Origin of the sequence: Rheinheimera fenheensis, assembly GCF_039871805.1 — a bacterium.
Classification (GTDB): domain Bacteria; phylum Pseudomonadota; class Gammaproteobacteria; order Enterobacterales; family Alteromonadaceae; genus Alishewanella; species Alishewanella fenheensis.
Genome location: NZ_JBDPJM010000018.1, coordinates 1 through 15,899 on the forward strand (window position 1 = coordinate 1; position 15,899 = coordinate 15,899).

A 15,899-nucleotide genomic window follows, 5' to 3' on the forward strand; every position below is an offset into this window, starting at 1 on the left:
AGGTGCTGGCGTAGTATCAAAAATCCTGGCTTAATAAGCTGAGATTAAAAAAGGCCCTGCGGGGCCTTTTTTGTTGCTATAGGCTAAATATGTACCAATAGCTTAAGGTGTGCTTGTTTTAGCCGGTTAAGACAGTATAATGAGCGGCTATTTGCAAACCCGGCACAGTTTGGGTTTACAACCTTGTAGGGGCATAGTTCCAATTGGTAGAACAGCGGTCTCCAAAACCGATGGTTGGGGGTTCGAATCCCTCTGCCCCTGCCAATATTTTTCGGTAAAGCACCGCTTTACCGGTAGTGTGTTGCTATAAGCAAGTCAAGGTGAAGTGAGTCAAAGCATGAACGCAGCAAGTGAAACCCCAAAAAGTGGATTTGATATAGTTAAGTGGTTGCTGGTCTTTGTTATTTTGTCACTGGCAGTAGTGGGTAACTACATTTACGAACTGGGTGCCTTAGAGCGCGCTATCGCTATTGTTGTGCTGGTTATTGTTGCCGGTGTTGTGGCCGGGCAAACGCAGAAAGGCAAAACCTTTATTAACTTTGCCAAAGAGTCCCGTACAGAAGTACGTAAAGTGGTATGGCCAACCCGCCAGGAAACGATGCAGACGACGTTGGTTGTATTGGTAGCGACTGTGATCATGGGTTTAATCCTGTGGGGCTTAGATGCCATCTTATTGCGCTTAGTGTCATTTTTAACCGGATTGGGGATCTAAACCATGGCAGGAAAGATGCGTTGGTATGTCGTGCAGGCATTCTCGGGCTTTGAGCAACGTGTTGCTACCTCGCTGCGCGAACATATCAAAATTCATCAGATGGAAGACAAGTTCGGCGAAGTGTTAGTGCCAACTGAAGAAGTGATTGAGATGCGTGCCGGCCAGAAGCGCAAGTCTGAGCGCAAGTTCTTCCCTGGCTATGTGCTGGTGCAGATGGAGATGTGTGAAGAAGCCTGGCACTTAGTTAAAAGCGTACCGCGGGTACTCGGTTTTATTGGTGGCACCTCAGATAGGCCAGCACCTATTTCTGAAAAAGAGGCGATGACCATTTTAAACCGCCTGCAAGATAATGCTGACAAGCCGAAACCTAAGACCCTGTTCGAAGCCGGCGAAGTGGTGCGCGTAACAGAAGGCCCGTTTGCCGACTTTAACGGCGTGGTAGAAGAAGTTGACTACGAAAAGAGCCGCGTAAAAGTGTCGGTTCTAATCTTCGGGCGTTCTACGCCGGTAGATTTGGAATTTGCGCAGGTCGAGAAAGCTTAAGATAAAGATTGTAACCGGGCGCTGATTAAAATATAATCTGCGCCCTTTTTAACGTTGGGAAGCCGCTTGAGTAAGTGTCCTCGCACTTACAAGGCTATGACCCAAAAACAGAGGTGAAACATGGCAAAAAAAGTCACTGCACTTATTAAATTGCAGGTTAAAGCCGGTATGGCTAACCCGTCGCCACCAGTTGGTCCGGCGCTGGGTCAACACGGTGTGAATATCATGGAATTCTGTAAAGGCTTTAACGCCCGTACAGAGAGTCTTGAGAAAGGCATGCCAATTCCAGTAGTAATTACTGTATATAGCGATCGTTCTTTCACGTTCGAAACCCGCACGCCTCCAGCATCTTTCTTATTACTGAAAGCAGCTGGCTTAAAAGGTGGTTCAGGTCGTCCTAACACCCAGAAAGTGGGCAAAGTCACAGCAGCTCAGATTGATGAGATCGTTAAGGTGAAACAGCCTGACTTAACTGCTGCAGATCATGCCGCCGCGGTGCGTACTATCGAAGGTACTGCCCGTTCAATGGGTTTAGTGGTGGAGGGCTAACAGATGGCTAAATTAACAAAACGCGCTAAGTTAATCCGCTCTAAAGTAGATTCAACCCGCGAATATGACATCAACGAAGCCGTTGCTCTGTTAAAAGAATTAACTGCTGGCAAGTTCGTTGAGAGCGTTGACGTAGCAGTAAACCTGGGTATCGACGCCCGTAAATCTGACCAGAACGTGCGTGGTGCTACTGTACTGCCTCACGGTACTGGCCGTACTGTTCGTGTTGCCGTGTTCACTCAGGGTGCAAACGCTGAAGCGGCTAAAGCTGCCGGTGCTGACATCGTAGGCATGGAAGACTTAGCTGAACAGGTTAAGAAAGGCGAGATGAACTTTGACGTAGTTATCGCATCTCCAGACGCTATGCGTGTGGTCGGTATGTTAGGTCAAATCTTAGGCCCACGTGGTTTAATGCCTAACCCGAAAACTGGCACTGTTACACCTAACGTAGCAGAAGCCGTTAAGAACGCGAAGGCTGGTCAGGTGCGTTACCGCAACGACAAGAACGGTATTGTTCATTCAACTATCGGCAAAATCGATTTCGATGCAGATAAGCTGAAAGAAAACTTAGAAGCGCTGCTGGTTGCACTGAAGCGTGCTAAGCCATCAGTTGCTAAAGGCGTTTACATCAAGAAAGTGACTATCTCTTCTACGCACGGTGCAGGTTTAGCCCTGAGCCAGGCGTCGCTGAGTGCTGTTGTCTAAGGTGTGATGCTTTACAGGGCGCAGTGATTATTTTATAATCTCGCGCTCATTTTTTAGGGTAGAAGCCGCATTTTTTGTAAATGACGGCTTCCGTCCAAGACCGTAGGTGCCACAAAATTTCTTAGAAATGCGTGGCTTAAAACAACAAACCTACGCAGACGGTGTAGGCCCCAGAGAGAATTAGATTCCTTCTGGTCTCACCGTAAATCGCGCGCTTTATGGCAACATAAGGCGATGTGTAGGCAAACGGGCAATATCGCCCGGATGAACCAGGAGTTAAGAGCCAATGGCTATTAAGCTTGAAGACAAAAAAGCACTTGTTGCTGAAGTCCAGGAAGCTGCCAAAGGTGCTTTATCTGCGGTAGTCGCAGACGCTCGTGGTGTCACTGTAGGCAAAATCACTGCGCTGCGTAAGCAAGCGCGTGAAGCCGGTGTATGGATGAAAGTGGTCCGTAATACGCTGGTTCGCCGTGCAGTAGAAGGCACCGAGTTTGAGTGTCTGAACGATGTATTCGTAGGCCCGACATTAATTGCATTCTCTAAGGAGCACCCAGGTGCTGCAGCGCGTATCTTCAAAGATTTCGCCAAAGAGAACAAAGATTTCGAGCTGAAAGGTGCAGCGTTCAATGGCGCCACAGTAAACGTTGAAGTGTTAGCCTCGTTACCAACTTACGACGAAGCTATCGCACGTTTAATGAGCACAATGAAAGAGGCAGCAGCCGGCAAACTTGTACGTACAATTGCCGCGGTTCGCGACCAAAAACAAGAGCAAGCCGCGTAATTTTACGTTTGGTTTGAAAGTAAAGTTTAATCGGGACAAGTCCCCTAATTTAGGAATCTGAGCAATGTCAGTGACTAAAGATCAAATCTTAGATGCTATCGCTGCAATGTCTGTAATGGACGTAGTAGAGTTAGTAACTGCAATGGAAGAAAAATTCGGTGTTTCAGCTGCTGCTGCAGTTGCTGTAGCTGCTGGTCCAGCTGCTGCTGTTGAAGAGCAAACTGAATTCAACGTAATCTTAGCTGGTGTTGGCGCGAACAAAGTTGCTGTTATCAAAGCAGTACGTGGCGCTACCGGTTTAGGCCTGAAAGAAGCGAAAGACCTGGTTGAAAGCGCTCCAGCTCCAATCAAAGAAGGCGTTTCTAAAGCTGAAGCTGACGCTCTGAAGAAAGAACTTGAAGAAGCTGGTGCTTCTGTTGAAGTTAAATAATCCGGCTTATCCCGGATTATTCGCCTGAAGTTCAGGCTGGGCTGGTGATGAATTAATCACCGGCCTTTTTGCGCTGTGGGACAATGATTTCCCCACCCCTGTTGATACTATGGCTGGTATCAAACGCGACCTGTAATGGGTTGTTGGGAAAAAAATCAGCAAGCTGAGGAACCCCATGACTTACTCTTATTCTGAGAAGAAACGTATCCGTAAGGACTTCGGCAAACGTCCGGAAGTATTGGATGTGCCATACCTGTTGTCGATCCAGATTGAATCGTTCAGCAAATTTATTGAGCCTGATCCGGAAGGAGATTACGGTTTAGAAGCCGCATTCCGCTCTGTATTCCCTATTAAAAGCTATTCAGGCAGTGCGGAATTGCAGTACGTCAGCTACCGCATCGGGGAACCCGTATTTGACGTGAAAGAATGTCAAATTCGCGGCGTTACTTACTCAGCGCCACTGCGTGTAAAACTGCGCATGGTGTTATTTGATAAAGAAGCACCAGGCACGATCAAAGATATCCGTGAACAAGAAGTTTACATGGGCGAAATCCCATTAATGACTGAAAACGGTACCTTTGTCATCAACGGTACTGAGCGCGTTATCGTATCTCAGTTACACCGCAGCCCAGGCGTGTTCTTCGATCACGACCGTGGTAAAACCCACTCATCAGGCAAGGTGTTGTACAACGCCCGCGTGATCCCCTACCGTGGTTCATGGTTGGATTTCGAATTCGATGCTAAAGATAGCTTATTCGTGCGTATTGACCGTCGCCGTAAGTTACCGGCTACCATTTTATTGCGCGCATTAGAATTCAGCACTGAAGATATTCTGGCGACCTTCTTTGAAAACACCAAGTTTGAGATCAAAGACGGTAAGCTGTTAATGGAAGTAGTTGCCAACCGTTTGCGCGGTGAGACAGCAGCTTTTGACATTAAAGACAACGATGGCGAAGTCATAGTAGAACAAGGCCGTCGTATTACTGCACGTCATGTGCGTCAGCTGGAAAAAACCGGCTTGACCATGATGGAAGTACCACACGAATACGTGGTAGGCCGCGTGCTGGCAAAAAATTACGCTGACCGTTCAACCGGAGAGATTATTGCCGAGGCGAACGCAGAGCTCACACTGGAGCTGTTAGCAAAACTGGCTAAAGCCGGTTACGAGAGTTTTGAAACTCTATATATCAATGATCTGGATCAGGGCGCTTATGTCTCTGAAACCCTGCGTATTGACCCAAGCAGCAACCGTATGGAAGCGCTGGTAGAAATTTATCGCATGATGCGCCCTGGTGAACCACCAACGCGTGATGCCGCTGAAACCTTATTCGACAATTTGTTCTTCTCTGAAGATCGTTACGACCTGTCTACAGTAGGTCGGATGAAGTTTAACCGTCGTGTTGGCTTTGAAGAAGGCACCGGTACCGGTGTACTGAGCAAAGAAGACATTCTGGCGGTAATGAAAGTCTTAATCGACATCCGTAACGGTAAAGGTGAAGTGGACGATATCGACCACTTAGGTAACCGTCGTATCCGTTCGGTAGGCGAAATGGCAGAAAACCAGTTCCGTGTTGGTTTAGTACGTGTAGAGCGTGCGGTGAAAGAGCGTCTGTCACTAGGTGACTTAGATGCGGTTATGCCACAGGATCTGATCAACGCTAAACCGATTTCAGCGGCCGTAAAAGAGTTCTTTGGCTCTAGCCAGCTGTCTCAGTTTATGGACCAGAACAACCCATTGTCAGAAGTGACGCATAAGCGTCGTATTTCTGCTTTAGGTCCAGGCGGCTTGACGCGTGAGCGTGCCGGCTTCGAAGTACGTGACGTTCACCCAACACACTATGGTCGCGTATGTCCAATCGAAACGCCTGAAGGTCCGAACATCGGTCTGATTAACTCGCTGTCAATGTTTGCTCAGACAAACGAATATGGCTTCCTGGAAACACCATACCGTCGTATCGAAAACGGCGTGGTAACCGATGAAGTCGACTTCCTGTCAGCCATCGAGGAAGGCAATTTCGTTATCGCACAGGCAAACGCTGAACTGAACGAAGAAAATCGTTTATCAGAAGAGTTAGTACCTTGCCGTTATAAAAACGAATTTACGCTGATGCCTGCTGATCAGGTGCAGTACATGGACGTTGCTCCTCAGCAAATCGTATCTGTGGCTGCCGCGCTGATCCCGTTCCTGGAACACGACGATGCTAACCGTGCATTGATGGGTTCGAACATGCAACGTCAGGCGGTACCAACACTGCGTGCTGATAAGCCACTGGTAGGTACGGGTATTGAACGCGTTGTAGCGAAAGACTCCGGTGTAACCGTAGTGGCTAAGCGTGGTGGTGTGGTTGATTACGTAGACGCCAGCCGTATCGTAATTAAGGTTAACGAAGATGAAATGGTAGCGGGTGAAGCCGGCATCGACATCTACAACCTGACCAAATACACCCGTTCTAACCAGAACACCTGTATTAACCAGCGTCCATGTGTAAACCATGGTGAACCCATTGAGCGTGGTGATGTACTGGCAGACGGCCCGTCTACCGACTTAGGTGAACTGGCTCTGGGTCAGAACTTACGCGTAGCGTTCATGCCGTGGAATGGTTACAACTTCGAAGACTCGATTTTGTTATCAGAACGTCTGGTACAGGAAGATCGTTTAACCACTATCCATATTCAGGAATTGAGCTGTATCGCCCGCGATACCAAACTTGGCCCTGAAGAGATCACTGGTGACATCCCTAATGTCGGTGAGTCTGCGCTGTCGAAACTGGATGAAGCCGGTATCGTTTACATCGGTGCTGAAGTGAAAGGTGGTGACATTCTGGTGGGTAAAGTAACCCCGAAAGGTGAAAGCCAGTTAACGCCGGAAGAGAAACTGTTACGCGCTATTTTCGGTGAAAAAGCGTCGGACGTTAAAGACACCTCGTTACGCGTACCTAACTCTGTAACCGGTACTGTTATCGATGTCCAGGTATTTACCCGTGATGGCGTAGAAAAAGACAAGCGTGCCCGTGAAATCGAGGAAATGGAAGTCAAACAGGCGAAGAAAGATCTGAATGAAGAATTCCGTATCCTGGAAGCCGGTATTTTTGATCGTGCCCGTAACCTGCTGGAGCAAAGCGGTATGGACCGCGCCAAGCTGGATACCATGAAAGGCGACGCACTGTTTAACCAAAGCTTAAGCGATGAAGATAAACAGAACGATCTGGAGCAGTTAGCGGCTCAGTACGAAGAAATTCGTGTTGAGTACGATAAGAAGTTCGAAGCCAAGCGCCGTAAGATCGTGCAGGGCGACGACCTGGCACCAGGCGTACTGAAGATTGTTAAAGTGTATCTGGCCGTTAAGCGCCGCATCCAGCCGGGTGATAAGATGGCTGGTCGTCACGGTAACAAGGGTGTTATCTCAACTATCGTTCCGGTAGAAGATATGCCATATGACGAGCACGGTAAGCCGGTTGATATCGTACTGAACCCGCTGGGCGTACCTTCGCGGATGAACATCGGTCAGATCCTTGAAACCCACTTAGGCTTAGCGGCTCGTGGTATCGGTGACAAGATCGATGCGATGATTAAAGACCAGAAAGAAACGGCGGAAATCCGTGACTTCCTGAAGAAAGTGTATGCACTGGGCGAATCACGCCAGAACGTAGATGTTGAAAGCTTTACTGATGACGAAGTACGTCGTTTAGCGGAAAACCTGCGTAAAGGTCTGCCTGTTGCAACACCGGTATTCGACGGTGCTAAAGAAAGCGAAATCAAGCAACTGCTTGAACTGGGTGATTTACCGTCAAGCGGTCAGATCACATTATATGATGGCCGTACCGGTAATACCTTCGAGCGTAAGGTTACTGTAGGTTACATGTACATGCTGAAACTGAACCACTTAGTAGACGATAAGATGCACGCGCGTTCTACCGGTTCTTACAGCTTAGTAACGCAACAGCCGCTGGGTGGTAAAGCTCAGTTCGGTGGTCAGCGTTTCGGTGAGATGGAAGTGTGGGCACTTGAAGCATACGGCGCAGCGTACACGCTGCAGGAAATGCTGACTGTTAAGTCGGATGACGTTAACGGCCGTACCAAGATGTATAAGAACATCGTGGATGGTGACCACAGAATGGAACCTGGCATGCCAGAATCTTTCAACGTATTAATGAAAGAGATCCGTTCGCTCGGTATTAACATCGAATTGGAAGAGGAATAAACCGACCTTGAGTTGGGGGGCAGGCAACTGCCCCATTCCGGTTTACCTCTTACAGGAGAGCTAAGGTGAAAGACTTATTAAAGTTTCTGAAACAACAAACTAAAACCGAAGAGTTTGATGTTATCCGTATCGGTTTATCTTCGCCGGACATGATCCGTTCATGGTCATTTGGTGAAGTGAAAAAGCCAGAAACGATCAATTACCGTACCTTTAAACCAGAGCGCGACGGCTTGTTCTGTGCCCGTATCTTTGGCCCGGTAAAAGATTACGAGTGTCTGTGTGGTAAGTACAAACGCTTAAAGCACCGTGGTGTTATTTGTGAAAAATGTGGTGTTGAAGTCACATTAACTAAAGTACGCCGTGAGCGTATGGGTCACATCGAGCTGGCCAGCCCAACTGCCCACATCTGGTTCTTAAAATCGCTGCCAAGCCGTATCGGTTTGCTGCTGGATATGACACTGCGTGATATCGAGCGCGTGCTGTATTTCGAAAGCTATGTCGTGACAGAACCTGGTATGACGTCGTTAGAACGTCGTCAGATGCTGACCGAAGAAGAATACTTAGACGTGCTGGAAGAGCATGGTGACGAGTTTGAAGCCAAGATGGGTGCAGAAGCAATTCTGGACTTGTTAAAAGGCATTGATCTGGCAACTGAAATCAAGCAAATGCGTGAAGAGCTGCCAACCATCAACTCTGAAACCAAGCGTAAGAAAATCAGCAAGCGTCTGAAACTGATGGAAGCGTTCCATACCTCTGGTAACAAGCCAGAGTGGATGATCATGACAGTGCTGCCAGTACTGCCGCCGGATTTACGTCCGTTGGTACCACTGGACGGCGGTCGTTTCGCGACCTCAGATCTGAACGATTTATACCGTCGGGTGATTAACCGTAATAACCGTCTGAAGCGTCTGTTAGACCTGTCAGCACCGGATATTATCGTACGCAACGAAAAACGTATGTTGCAAGAAGCGGTAGATGCACTGTTAGATAACGGTCGTCGTGGCCGTGCTATCACTGGCAGCAACAAGCGCCCGCTGAAATCTTTAGCGGACATGATTAAAGGTAAGCAGGGTCGTTTCCGTCAGAACCTGTTGGGTAAACGTGTTGACTACTCAGGCCGTTCGGTTATCACCGTAGGTCCTACTCTGCGTTTACACCAGTGTGGTCTGCCGAAGAAAATGGCACTGGAGTTATTCAAGCCCTTTATCTATGGCAAGCTGGAAGCGCGTGGTTTAGCGACCACCATCAAAGCCGCCAAGAAAATGGTAGAGCGTGAAGAAGGCGCAGTATGGGACGTTCTGGATGAAGTTATCCGCGAACATCCGGTATTACTGAACCGTGCACCAACACTGCACCGTCTGGGTATTCAGGCGTTTGAACCGGTACTTATCGAAGGTAAAGCGATCCAGTTACACCCGTTAGTGTGTGCGGCTTATAACGCCGACTTCGACGGTGACCAAATGGCGGTACACGTACCGTTAACGTTAGAAGCACAGCTAGAAGCGCGCGCGCTGATGATGTCGACTAACAACGTTCTGTCACCCGCTAACGGCGAGCCTATCATCGTTCCTTCGCAGGACGTTGTATTAGGTTTGTACTACATGACGCGTGAAGCGATTAACGCTAAAGGCGAAGGCATGTTACTGAAAAGCGCGAAGGAAGCTGAAAAAGCCTTCCGCGCCGGTGTTGCCAGCCTGCACGCTAAAGTTAAGGTACGTATCACTGAAGTAGAATTTGCTGAAGACGGCACGCGTAAAGAAACCACAGCGGTACGTGATACTACTGTAGGCCGTGCGATCCTGTACTCAATTCTGCCTGAAGGTTTGAGCTTTGATGCAATCAACCAGGCGATGGGTAAAAAGCAGATTTCTCGCTTACTGAATGGTGCTTATCGCCGTATCGGTCTGAAGAAAACCGTTATTCTGGCCGACCAGATCATGTACACCGGTTTCCACTACGCGATGTTATCAGGTGTGTCTGTAGGTATTAACGATATGGTTATCCCTGCAGCGAAAACTGACATCATTAATGCAGCAGAAGCTGAAGTTGCCGAGATTCAGGATCAGTTCCAGCAGGGTCTGGTAACTGCCGGTGAAAAGTACAACAAAGTCATCGATATTTGGTCAACTGCTAACGAAGCTTTGTCTAAAGCGATGATGGACAACCTGTCAAAAGAAGACGTGGTTGACCGTGACGGCAACACTGTACAACAGCAGTCATTTAACTCTGTTTACATGATGGCCGACTCAGGTGCGCGGGGCTCACCAGCTCAGATCCGTCAGCTGGCGGCAATGCGTGGTCTGATGGCAAAACCGGATGGTTCTATCATCGAAACACCCATCACGGCGAACTTCCGTGAAGGCTTAAGCGTATTACAGTACTTCATCTCGACGCACGGTGCGCGTAAAGGTCTTGCCGATACTGCACTTAAGACAGCTAACTCTGGTTACCTGACGCGTCGTCTGGTAGACGTAGCACAAGACTTAGTCGTGACTGAATCAGACTGTGGTTCAGATCAGGGCATTATCATGAAACCACTGATTGAAGGTGGTGACGTGGTTGAAGGTCTGCGTGAGCGCGTACTGGGCCGGGTCGTTATCGGTGACGTAGTGGCGCCAACTACTGGCGAAGTACTGGTTGCTGATGGCACCATGCTGGATGAGCAACTGTGTGATCTGTTAGAGAAAAACTCTATCGACGAAGTACACGTACGTTCAGTAATTACCTGTCAGACCGACTTTGGTGTGTGTGCCAAATGTTACGGTCGTGACTTAGCGCGTGGTCACCTGATCAACGCCGGTGAAGCTGTGGGTGTTATCGCGGCACAATCAATCGGTGAACCAGGTACACAGCTGACGATGCGTACTTTCCACATCGGTGGTGCGGCATCACGGGCCTCGGCAGAAAACAGCGTACAGGTTAAAACGGCCGGTACCTTAAAGCTGCAAAACGCCAAGTTTGTACGTAATGCTGATAACAAGATTGTTATCACCTCACGTTCTGCTGAAGTAACGGTATTTGATGAATTAGGTCGTGAGAAAGAGCGTTACAAACTGCCATACGGTTCAATCCTGACGACAGATGACAACGCGAAAATCACGGCTGGTCAAATCGTAGCAAACTGGGATCCGCATTCACACCCAATCATTGTTGAGCGCGGCGCCAAGGTTAATCACAGTGATGTTGACGATACCAACACTGAAGTACAAACCGACGAGTTAACCGGCTTAACCCGTACCGTAGTGAAAGATTTGGCCAAAGCGAACGCGAAAGAGCCAAAACTAATCCTGACTATGGACGATGGCGCGCTGCAGGAAATCCGTCTGCCAAGCTTCACCACTATCGAAGTAACCGATGGTGCAACCGTGAAAGCGGGTGAAGTATTAGCACGTATTCCGCAGGAAAGCTCGAAAACACGCGATATTACCGGTGGTCTGCCGCGCGTTGCGGACCTGTTCGAAGCCCGTAAGCCAAAAGATCCAGCCATCCTGGCAGAGATCTCTGGTGTTATCAGCTTCGGTAAAGAAACCAAAGGTAAACGTCGTCTGTTAATTACCCCGGATCAGGGTGATGTACATGAAGAAATGATCCCGAAATGGCGTCAGGTTAATGTGTTCGAAGGTGAACGCATTGAGAAAGGTGAAGTTATTTCGGAAGGCCCGGAGTCAGCACACGATATCCTGCGCTTACGTGGTATCCATCATGTAGCCAGCTACATCGTAAACGAAGTGCAGGACGTTTACCGTCTGCAGGGTGTAAAGATTAACGATAAGCACATCGAAACGATTATCCGTCAGATGCTGCGTAAGTGTGTGATCACTAATCCGGGTGACAGTGAGTTCCTAGAAGGTGAACAGGCTGAAGTGGCTCGCGTGAATATCGCGAACCGTGAATTGGAAGCAGCAGGTAAAATGCCAGCACAGTACGAGCGTTCGTTACTGGGTATTACCAAAGCGTCGCTGTCGACCGATTCATTTATTTCTGCGGCCTCGTTCCAGGAAACGACCCGCGTTCTGACTGAAGCTGCCGTTGGCGGTAAGATTGACGAACTGCGTGGTTTGAAAGAAAACGTCATCGTTGGCCGTTTGATCCCGGCAGGTACGGGTTTTGCGTATCACCAAAACCGTATCCGTCAGCGTCAGCGCGCCGCCGGTGGTGACGTCGAGCCGGCAATGAGTTCAGAAATGGCGGAGCAGGCACTGTCTGACGCGCTGAATATGGACTTATCCGGTAACGACGAGTAAGCAAGGCAATAGCGCCGTTTGTTGGTTAAATTAGCAGCAAACGGCTTTGTTCCTTGACAGGTCAAAGCTTGACCATTAGAATTCCGCGACCCTAATTTTGGGGTGCGGAATTTTCACGTTTATTGGGTATTTATTAACCAGGAGTATTTAATGGCAACAATCAACCAGCTAGTGCGTAAGCCGCGCAGCCAGAAGGTAGCCAAGAGCACCGTTCCGGCGCTTGAAGCTTGCCCGCAGAAGCGTGGTGTTTGTACCCGTGTATACACCACCACACCTAAGAAGCCAAACTCAGCATTACGTAAAGTATGCCGTGTTCGTTTAACTAACGGATTCGAAGTTTCTTCTTATATCGGTGGTGAAGGCCACAACCTGCAGGAACACAGCGTTGTTCTGATCCGCGGTGGCCGGGTAAAAGACCTGCCAGGTGTGCGTTACCACACCGTACGCGGCACTTTAGACTGTGCCGGCGTTAAAGATCGTAAACAAGGCCGTTCTAAGTACGGCGCAAAACGGCCTAAGAAATAACGGTACTTCGTTAGTAAGGCCAAACTAAACAACTTTTTTTCTTTAATGTATTAAAAGTTTTGGAATCACCTGAAGCAATCGGAGTTACGAATGCCAAGAAGACGCGTCATAGGTCAACGTAAAATTCTTCCAGATCCTAAGTTCGGAAGTGAGTTACTTGCCAAGTTTGTAAACGTCGTTATGGTCGACGGTAAAAAATCTACAGCCGAATCAATTGTATACGGCGCATTAGAAATTGCTGCTACGAAGTCTAAGAAAGAACATTTAGACATTTTCGAAGTGGCGCTGGACAACATTCGTCCTACAGTTGAAGTTAAATCACGCCGTGTTGGTGGTTCTACCTACCAGGTACCGTGTGAAGTACGCCCTGTACGTCGTAATGCGCTGGCAATGCGTTGGTTGGTGGAAGCTGCCCGTAAACGTGGTGAAAAATCAATGGCTCAGCGTTTGGCTGGTGAAATGCTGGATGCCGTTGAAAATAAAGGTTCTGCAGTGAAAAAACGTGAAGACGTGCACCGTATGGCCGAAGCTAACAAAGCGTTCGCCCATTTCCGTTGGTAAGCAAGTCTTAACAAGAGGATTTTATTGTGGCACGTACAACCCCAATAGAGCGCTACCGCAACATAGGCATTTGTGCGCACGTTGACGCCGGTAAAACTACCACGTCAGAGCGCATACTGTTTTATACCGGCCGTTCTCATAAGATTGGTGAAGTGCATGACGGCGCTGCAACAATGGACTGGATGGAGCAGGAGCAGGAGCGTGGTATTACTATCACGTCTGCTGCAACTACCACCTTCTGGTCTGGCATGGAGCAGCAGTTCGAGCAGCACCGCATCAACCTGATCGACACACCGGGGCACGTTGACTTCACGATTGAAGTTGAGCGTTCGCTGCGTGTGCTGGACGGTGCCGTGGTTGTGCTGTGTGGTTCATCTGGTGTGCAACCACAGACCGAAACAGTTTGGCGTCAAGCCAACAAGTATGAAGTCCCACGAATGATCTTCGTGAATAAAATGGACCGTACAGGTGCCAATTTCCTGCGCGTGGTTAAGCAGGCGCAAACCCGTCTGAACAGCACCATAGTGCCTATTCAGTTGCCGATTGGCGCTGAGGATAACTTCCGCGGTGTAGTGGACCTTATTAAGATGAAGGCCATTAACTGGAACGCGGAAGATCAAGGCATGACGTTCACCTACGAAGACATTCCGGCCGAGATGGTCGCAGAATGTCAGCAGTGGCGTCAGAATATGATTGAAGCTGCAGCGGAAGCCAGCGAAGAGTTAATGGAGCGCTACCTGGAAGGCGGCGAATTTACTGAACAGGAAATTCGTCAGGCGCTACGTGACCTGACCTTGCGCAATGAAGCGGTGTTGGTGATGTGCGGTTCAGCCTTTAAAAATAAAGGCGTACAGGCGATGCTGGATAATGTTATTTATTACCTGCCATCGCCAACTGAAGTTAAAGCCATTACCGGTATTAACGAAGACGAGTCTGAAGGCGAGCGTCATTCAAGCGATGACGAGCCGTTTTCAGCGCTGGCGTTTAAAATCGCCACCGATCCTTTCGTCGGAACACTGACCTTCTTCCGGGTTTACTCTGGTGTGATCAACTCTGGTGACACCGTATATAACCCGGTAAAAATGAAAAAAGAACGTATTGGCCGCATTGTACAAATGCACGCCAATGCCCGCGAAGAGATTAAAGAAGTTCGCGCGGGTGACATTGCCGCCGGTATCGGTTTTAAAGACGTAACAACAGGTGACACCTTGTGTCATCCTGACCACATTATCACTCTGGAGCGTATGGAGTTCCCAGAGCCGGTAATTTCTGTTGCGGTAGAACCGAAAACCAAAGCTGACCAGGAAAAGATGGGTGTGGCGCTGAGTAAGCTTGCCGCTGAAGATCCATCGTTCCGGGTTCACACTGACGAAGAAACCGGCCAGACGATTATTTCTGGCATGGGTGAACTGCACCTGGACATTATTGTTGACCGTATGCGTCGTGAGTTCAAGGTAGAAGCCAACGTGGGTAAACCACAGGTGTCTTACCGTGAAACACTGCGTGGCGCCACCGAAGTGGAAGGTAAGTTCGTACGTCAGTCTGGTGGTCGTGGCCAGTTCGGTCATTGTTGGCTGAAAATTGAGCCGCTGGAAGAAGGCGCCGGTTATCAGTTCGTGAATGCTGTCGTGGGTGGGGTTATTCCGAAAGAATATATTCCAGCCATTGATAAAGGCGTGCAGGAACAGATGAAGAACGGCGTGCTGGCAGGTTATCCGGTAATTGACGTAAAAGTTACAGTGTTTGACGGCTCGTACCACGATGTTGACTCCAGCGAAATGGCGTTTAAAATCGCTGCTTCAATGGGCTTCAAGAAGGGTGCACTGCAAGCCAAGCCGGTTATTCTTGAGCCAATCATGAAAGTTGAGGTGGTAACACCGGAAGACTTCATGGGCGATATCGTTGGCGACTTAAACCGTCGTCGCGGTATTATCAACGGCATGGAAGATGCGCCTGGTGGTATCAAGATCGTTGATGCGCACGTACCGCTGTCTGAAATGTTTGGTTATGCAACGAACATGCGTTCGTTAAGCCAGGGCCGCGCGTCTTATTCAATGGAACCATTGAAATACGCAGAGGCTCCGAACAACGTGACAGAAGCAATTATTGCTGCGCGTAAAGCTTATTAATCACTTAGTTTGGCCTGCTTTGGCAGGCCGCAATTAAATAAAGAAGGGTCTATCCATGGCTAAGGCTAAATTTGAACGAGTAAAACCGCACGTAAACGTAGGCACCATCGGTCACGTTGACCACGGTAAAACTACTTTAACTGCTGCTATCACAAACGTACTGGCTAAGCACTACGGCGGTCAGGCATTTGCTTTTGACCAAATTGATAAAGCACCAGAAGAAAAAGCGCGTGGTATTACTATCAATACTTCACACGTTGAATACGACACCCCAACCCGTCACTACGCTCACGTAGACTGCCCGGGCCACGCTGACTATGTTAAGAACATGATCACTGGTGCTGCGCAGATGGACGGCGCGATTCTGGTAGTAGCGGCGACAGACGGCCCAATGCCACAAACACGTGAGCACATCCTGTTATCACGTCAGGTAGGCGTACCGTACATCATCGTGTTCATGAACAAGTGTGACATGGTAGATGACGAAGAGCTGTTAGAGCTGGTAGAGATGGAAGTACG

Annotated in this window: 12 protein-coding genes and 1 tRNA gene; all 13 read left to right on the plus strand. The window is 48.8% G+C overall.

What is annotated here, in order from left to right; all coding sequences use genetic code 11:
- Window positions 1-187 precede the first annotated feature (187 nt).
- Window positions 188-264, plus strand: a tRNA-Trp gene (locus ABGI61_RS16540).
- A 73-nt stretch (window positions 265-337) separates the two neighbouring features.
- Window positions 338-712 (plus strand): preprotein translocase subunit SecE, encoded by a 375-nt coding sequence (secE, locus tag ABGI61_RS16545; protein WP_008224568.1) that lies wholly within the window; start codon window positions 338-340, stop codon window positions 710-712.
- Window positions 713-727: 15 nt separating this feature from the next.
- Window positions 728-1,255: a transcription termination/antitermination protein NusG gene (nusG, locus tag ABGI61_RS16550; RefSeq protein ID WP_440590619.1), complete on the plus strand. Its 528-nt coding sequence runs from the start codon at window positions 728-730 to the stop codon at window positions 1,253-1,255.
- A gap of 120 nt (window positions 1,256-1,375) precedes the next feature.
- On the plus strand, window positions 1,376-1,804 hold the full coding sequence (rplK, locus tag ABGI61_RS16555; RefSeq protein WP_008224570.1) for a 50S ribosomal protein L11: 429 nt from the start codon (window positions 1,376-1,378) through the stop codon (window positions 1,802-1,804).
- A gap of 3 nt (window positions 1,805-1,807) precedes the next feature.
- A complete protein-coding gene (gene rplA / locus ABGI61_RS16560; RefSeq protein WP_347603384.1) occupies window positions 1,808-2,509 on the plus strand; it encodes a 50S ribosomal protein L1 in 702 nt (233 codons plus the stop codon).
- A 286-nt stretch (window positions 2,510-2,795) separates the two neighbouring features.
- Entirely contained in the window at window positions 2,796-3,290 is a 495-nt protein-coding gene (rplJ, locus tag ABGI61_RS16565; protein ID WP_347603387.1) for a 50S ribosomal protein L10, read from the plus strand.
- Between the two features lie 64 nt (window positions 3,291-3,354).
- Window positions 3,355-3,720, plus strand: a complete 366-nt coding sequence (gene rplL, locus ABGI61_RS16570) for a 50S ribosomal protein L7/L12 (protein ID WP_134059759.1) — start codon at window positions 3,355-3,357, stop codon at window positions 3,718-3,720.
- 175 nt (window positions 3,721-3,895) lie between these two features.
- Entirely contained in the window at window positions 3,896-7,921 is a 4,026-nt protein-coding gene (gene rpoB / locus ABGI61_RS16575; protein ID WP_347603391.1) for a DNA-directed RNA polymerase subunit beta, read from the plus strand.
- Between the two features lie 65 nt (window positions 7,922-7,986).
- A complete protein-coding gene (gene rpoC / locus ABGI61_RS16580; protein WP_347603394.1) occupies window positions 7,987-12,165 on the plus strand; it encodes a DNA-directed RNA polymerase subunit beta' in 4,179 nt (1,392 codons plus the stop codon).
- A 150-nt stretch (window positions 12,166-12,315) separates the two neighbouring features.
- Window positions 12,316-12,690, plus strand: coding sequence for a 30S ribosomal protein S12 (gene rpsL, locus ABGI61_RS16585; protein ID WP_008224594.1), 375 nt, complete (start codon window positions 12,316-12,318; stop codon window positions 12,688-12,690).
- Window positions 12,691-12,780: 90 nt separating this feature from the next.
- On the plus strand, window positions 12,781-13,251 hold the full coding sequence (gene rpsG, locus ABGI61_RS16590; protein ID WP_040552699.1) for a 30S ribosomal protein S7: 471 nt from the start codon (window positions 12,781-12,783) through the stop codon (window positions 13,249-13,251).
- Window positions 13,252-13,277: 26 nt separating this feature from the next.
- Window positions 13,278-15,380, plus strand: a complete 2,103-nt coding sequence (fusA, locus tag ABGI61_RS16595) for an elongation factor G (protein WP_347603399.1) — start codon at window positions 13,278-13,280, stop codon at window positions 15,378-15,380.
- Window positions 15,381-15,435: 55 nt separating this feature from the next.
- Window positions 15,436-15,899: GTP-binding protein (locus ABGI61_RS16600; RefSeq protein WP_347603402.1), on the plus strand; the 464-nt coding region annotated here is incomplete at its 3' end.

Coding starts and splice junctions, on each gene's coding strand:
- secE (WP_008224568.1), top strand. CDS start 338: ATGAACGCAGCAAGTGAAACCCCAAAAAGTGGATTTGATATAGTTAAG.
- nusG (WP_440590619.1), top strand. CDS start 728: ATGCGTTGGTATGTCGTGCAGGCATTCTCGGGCTTTGAGCAACGTGTT.
- rplK (WP_008224570.1), top strand. CDS start 1,376: ATGGCAAAAAAAGTCACTGCACTTATTAAATTGCAGGTTAAAGCCGGT.
- rplA (WP_347603384.1), top strand. CDS start 1,808: ATGGCTAAATTAACAAAACGCGCTAAGTTAATCCGCTCTAAAGTAGAT.
- rplJ (WP_347603387.1), top strand. CDS start 2,796: ATGGCTATTAAGCTTGAAGACAAAAAAGCACTTGTTGCTGAAGTCCAG.
- rplL (WP_134059759.1), top strand. CDS start 3,355: ATGTCAGTGACTAAAGATCAAATCTTAGATGCTATCGCTGCAATGTCT.
- rpoB (WP_347603391.1), top strand. CDS start 3,896: ATGACTTACTCTTATTCTGAGAAGAAACGTATCCGTAAGGACTTCGGC.
- rpsL (WP_008224594.1), top strand. CDS start 12,316: ATGGCAACAATCAACCAGCTAGTGCGTAAGCCGCGCAGCCAGAAGGTA.
- rpsG (WP_040552699.1), top strand. CDS start 12,781: ATGCCAAGAAGACGCGTCATAGGTCAACGTAAAATTCTTCCAGATCCT.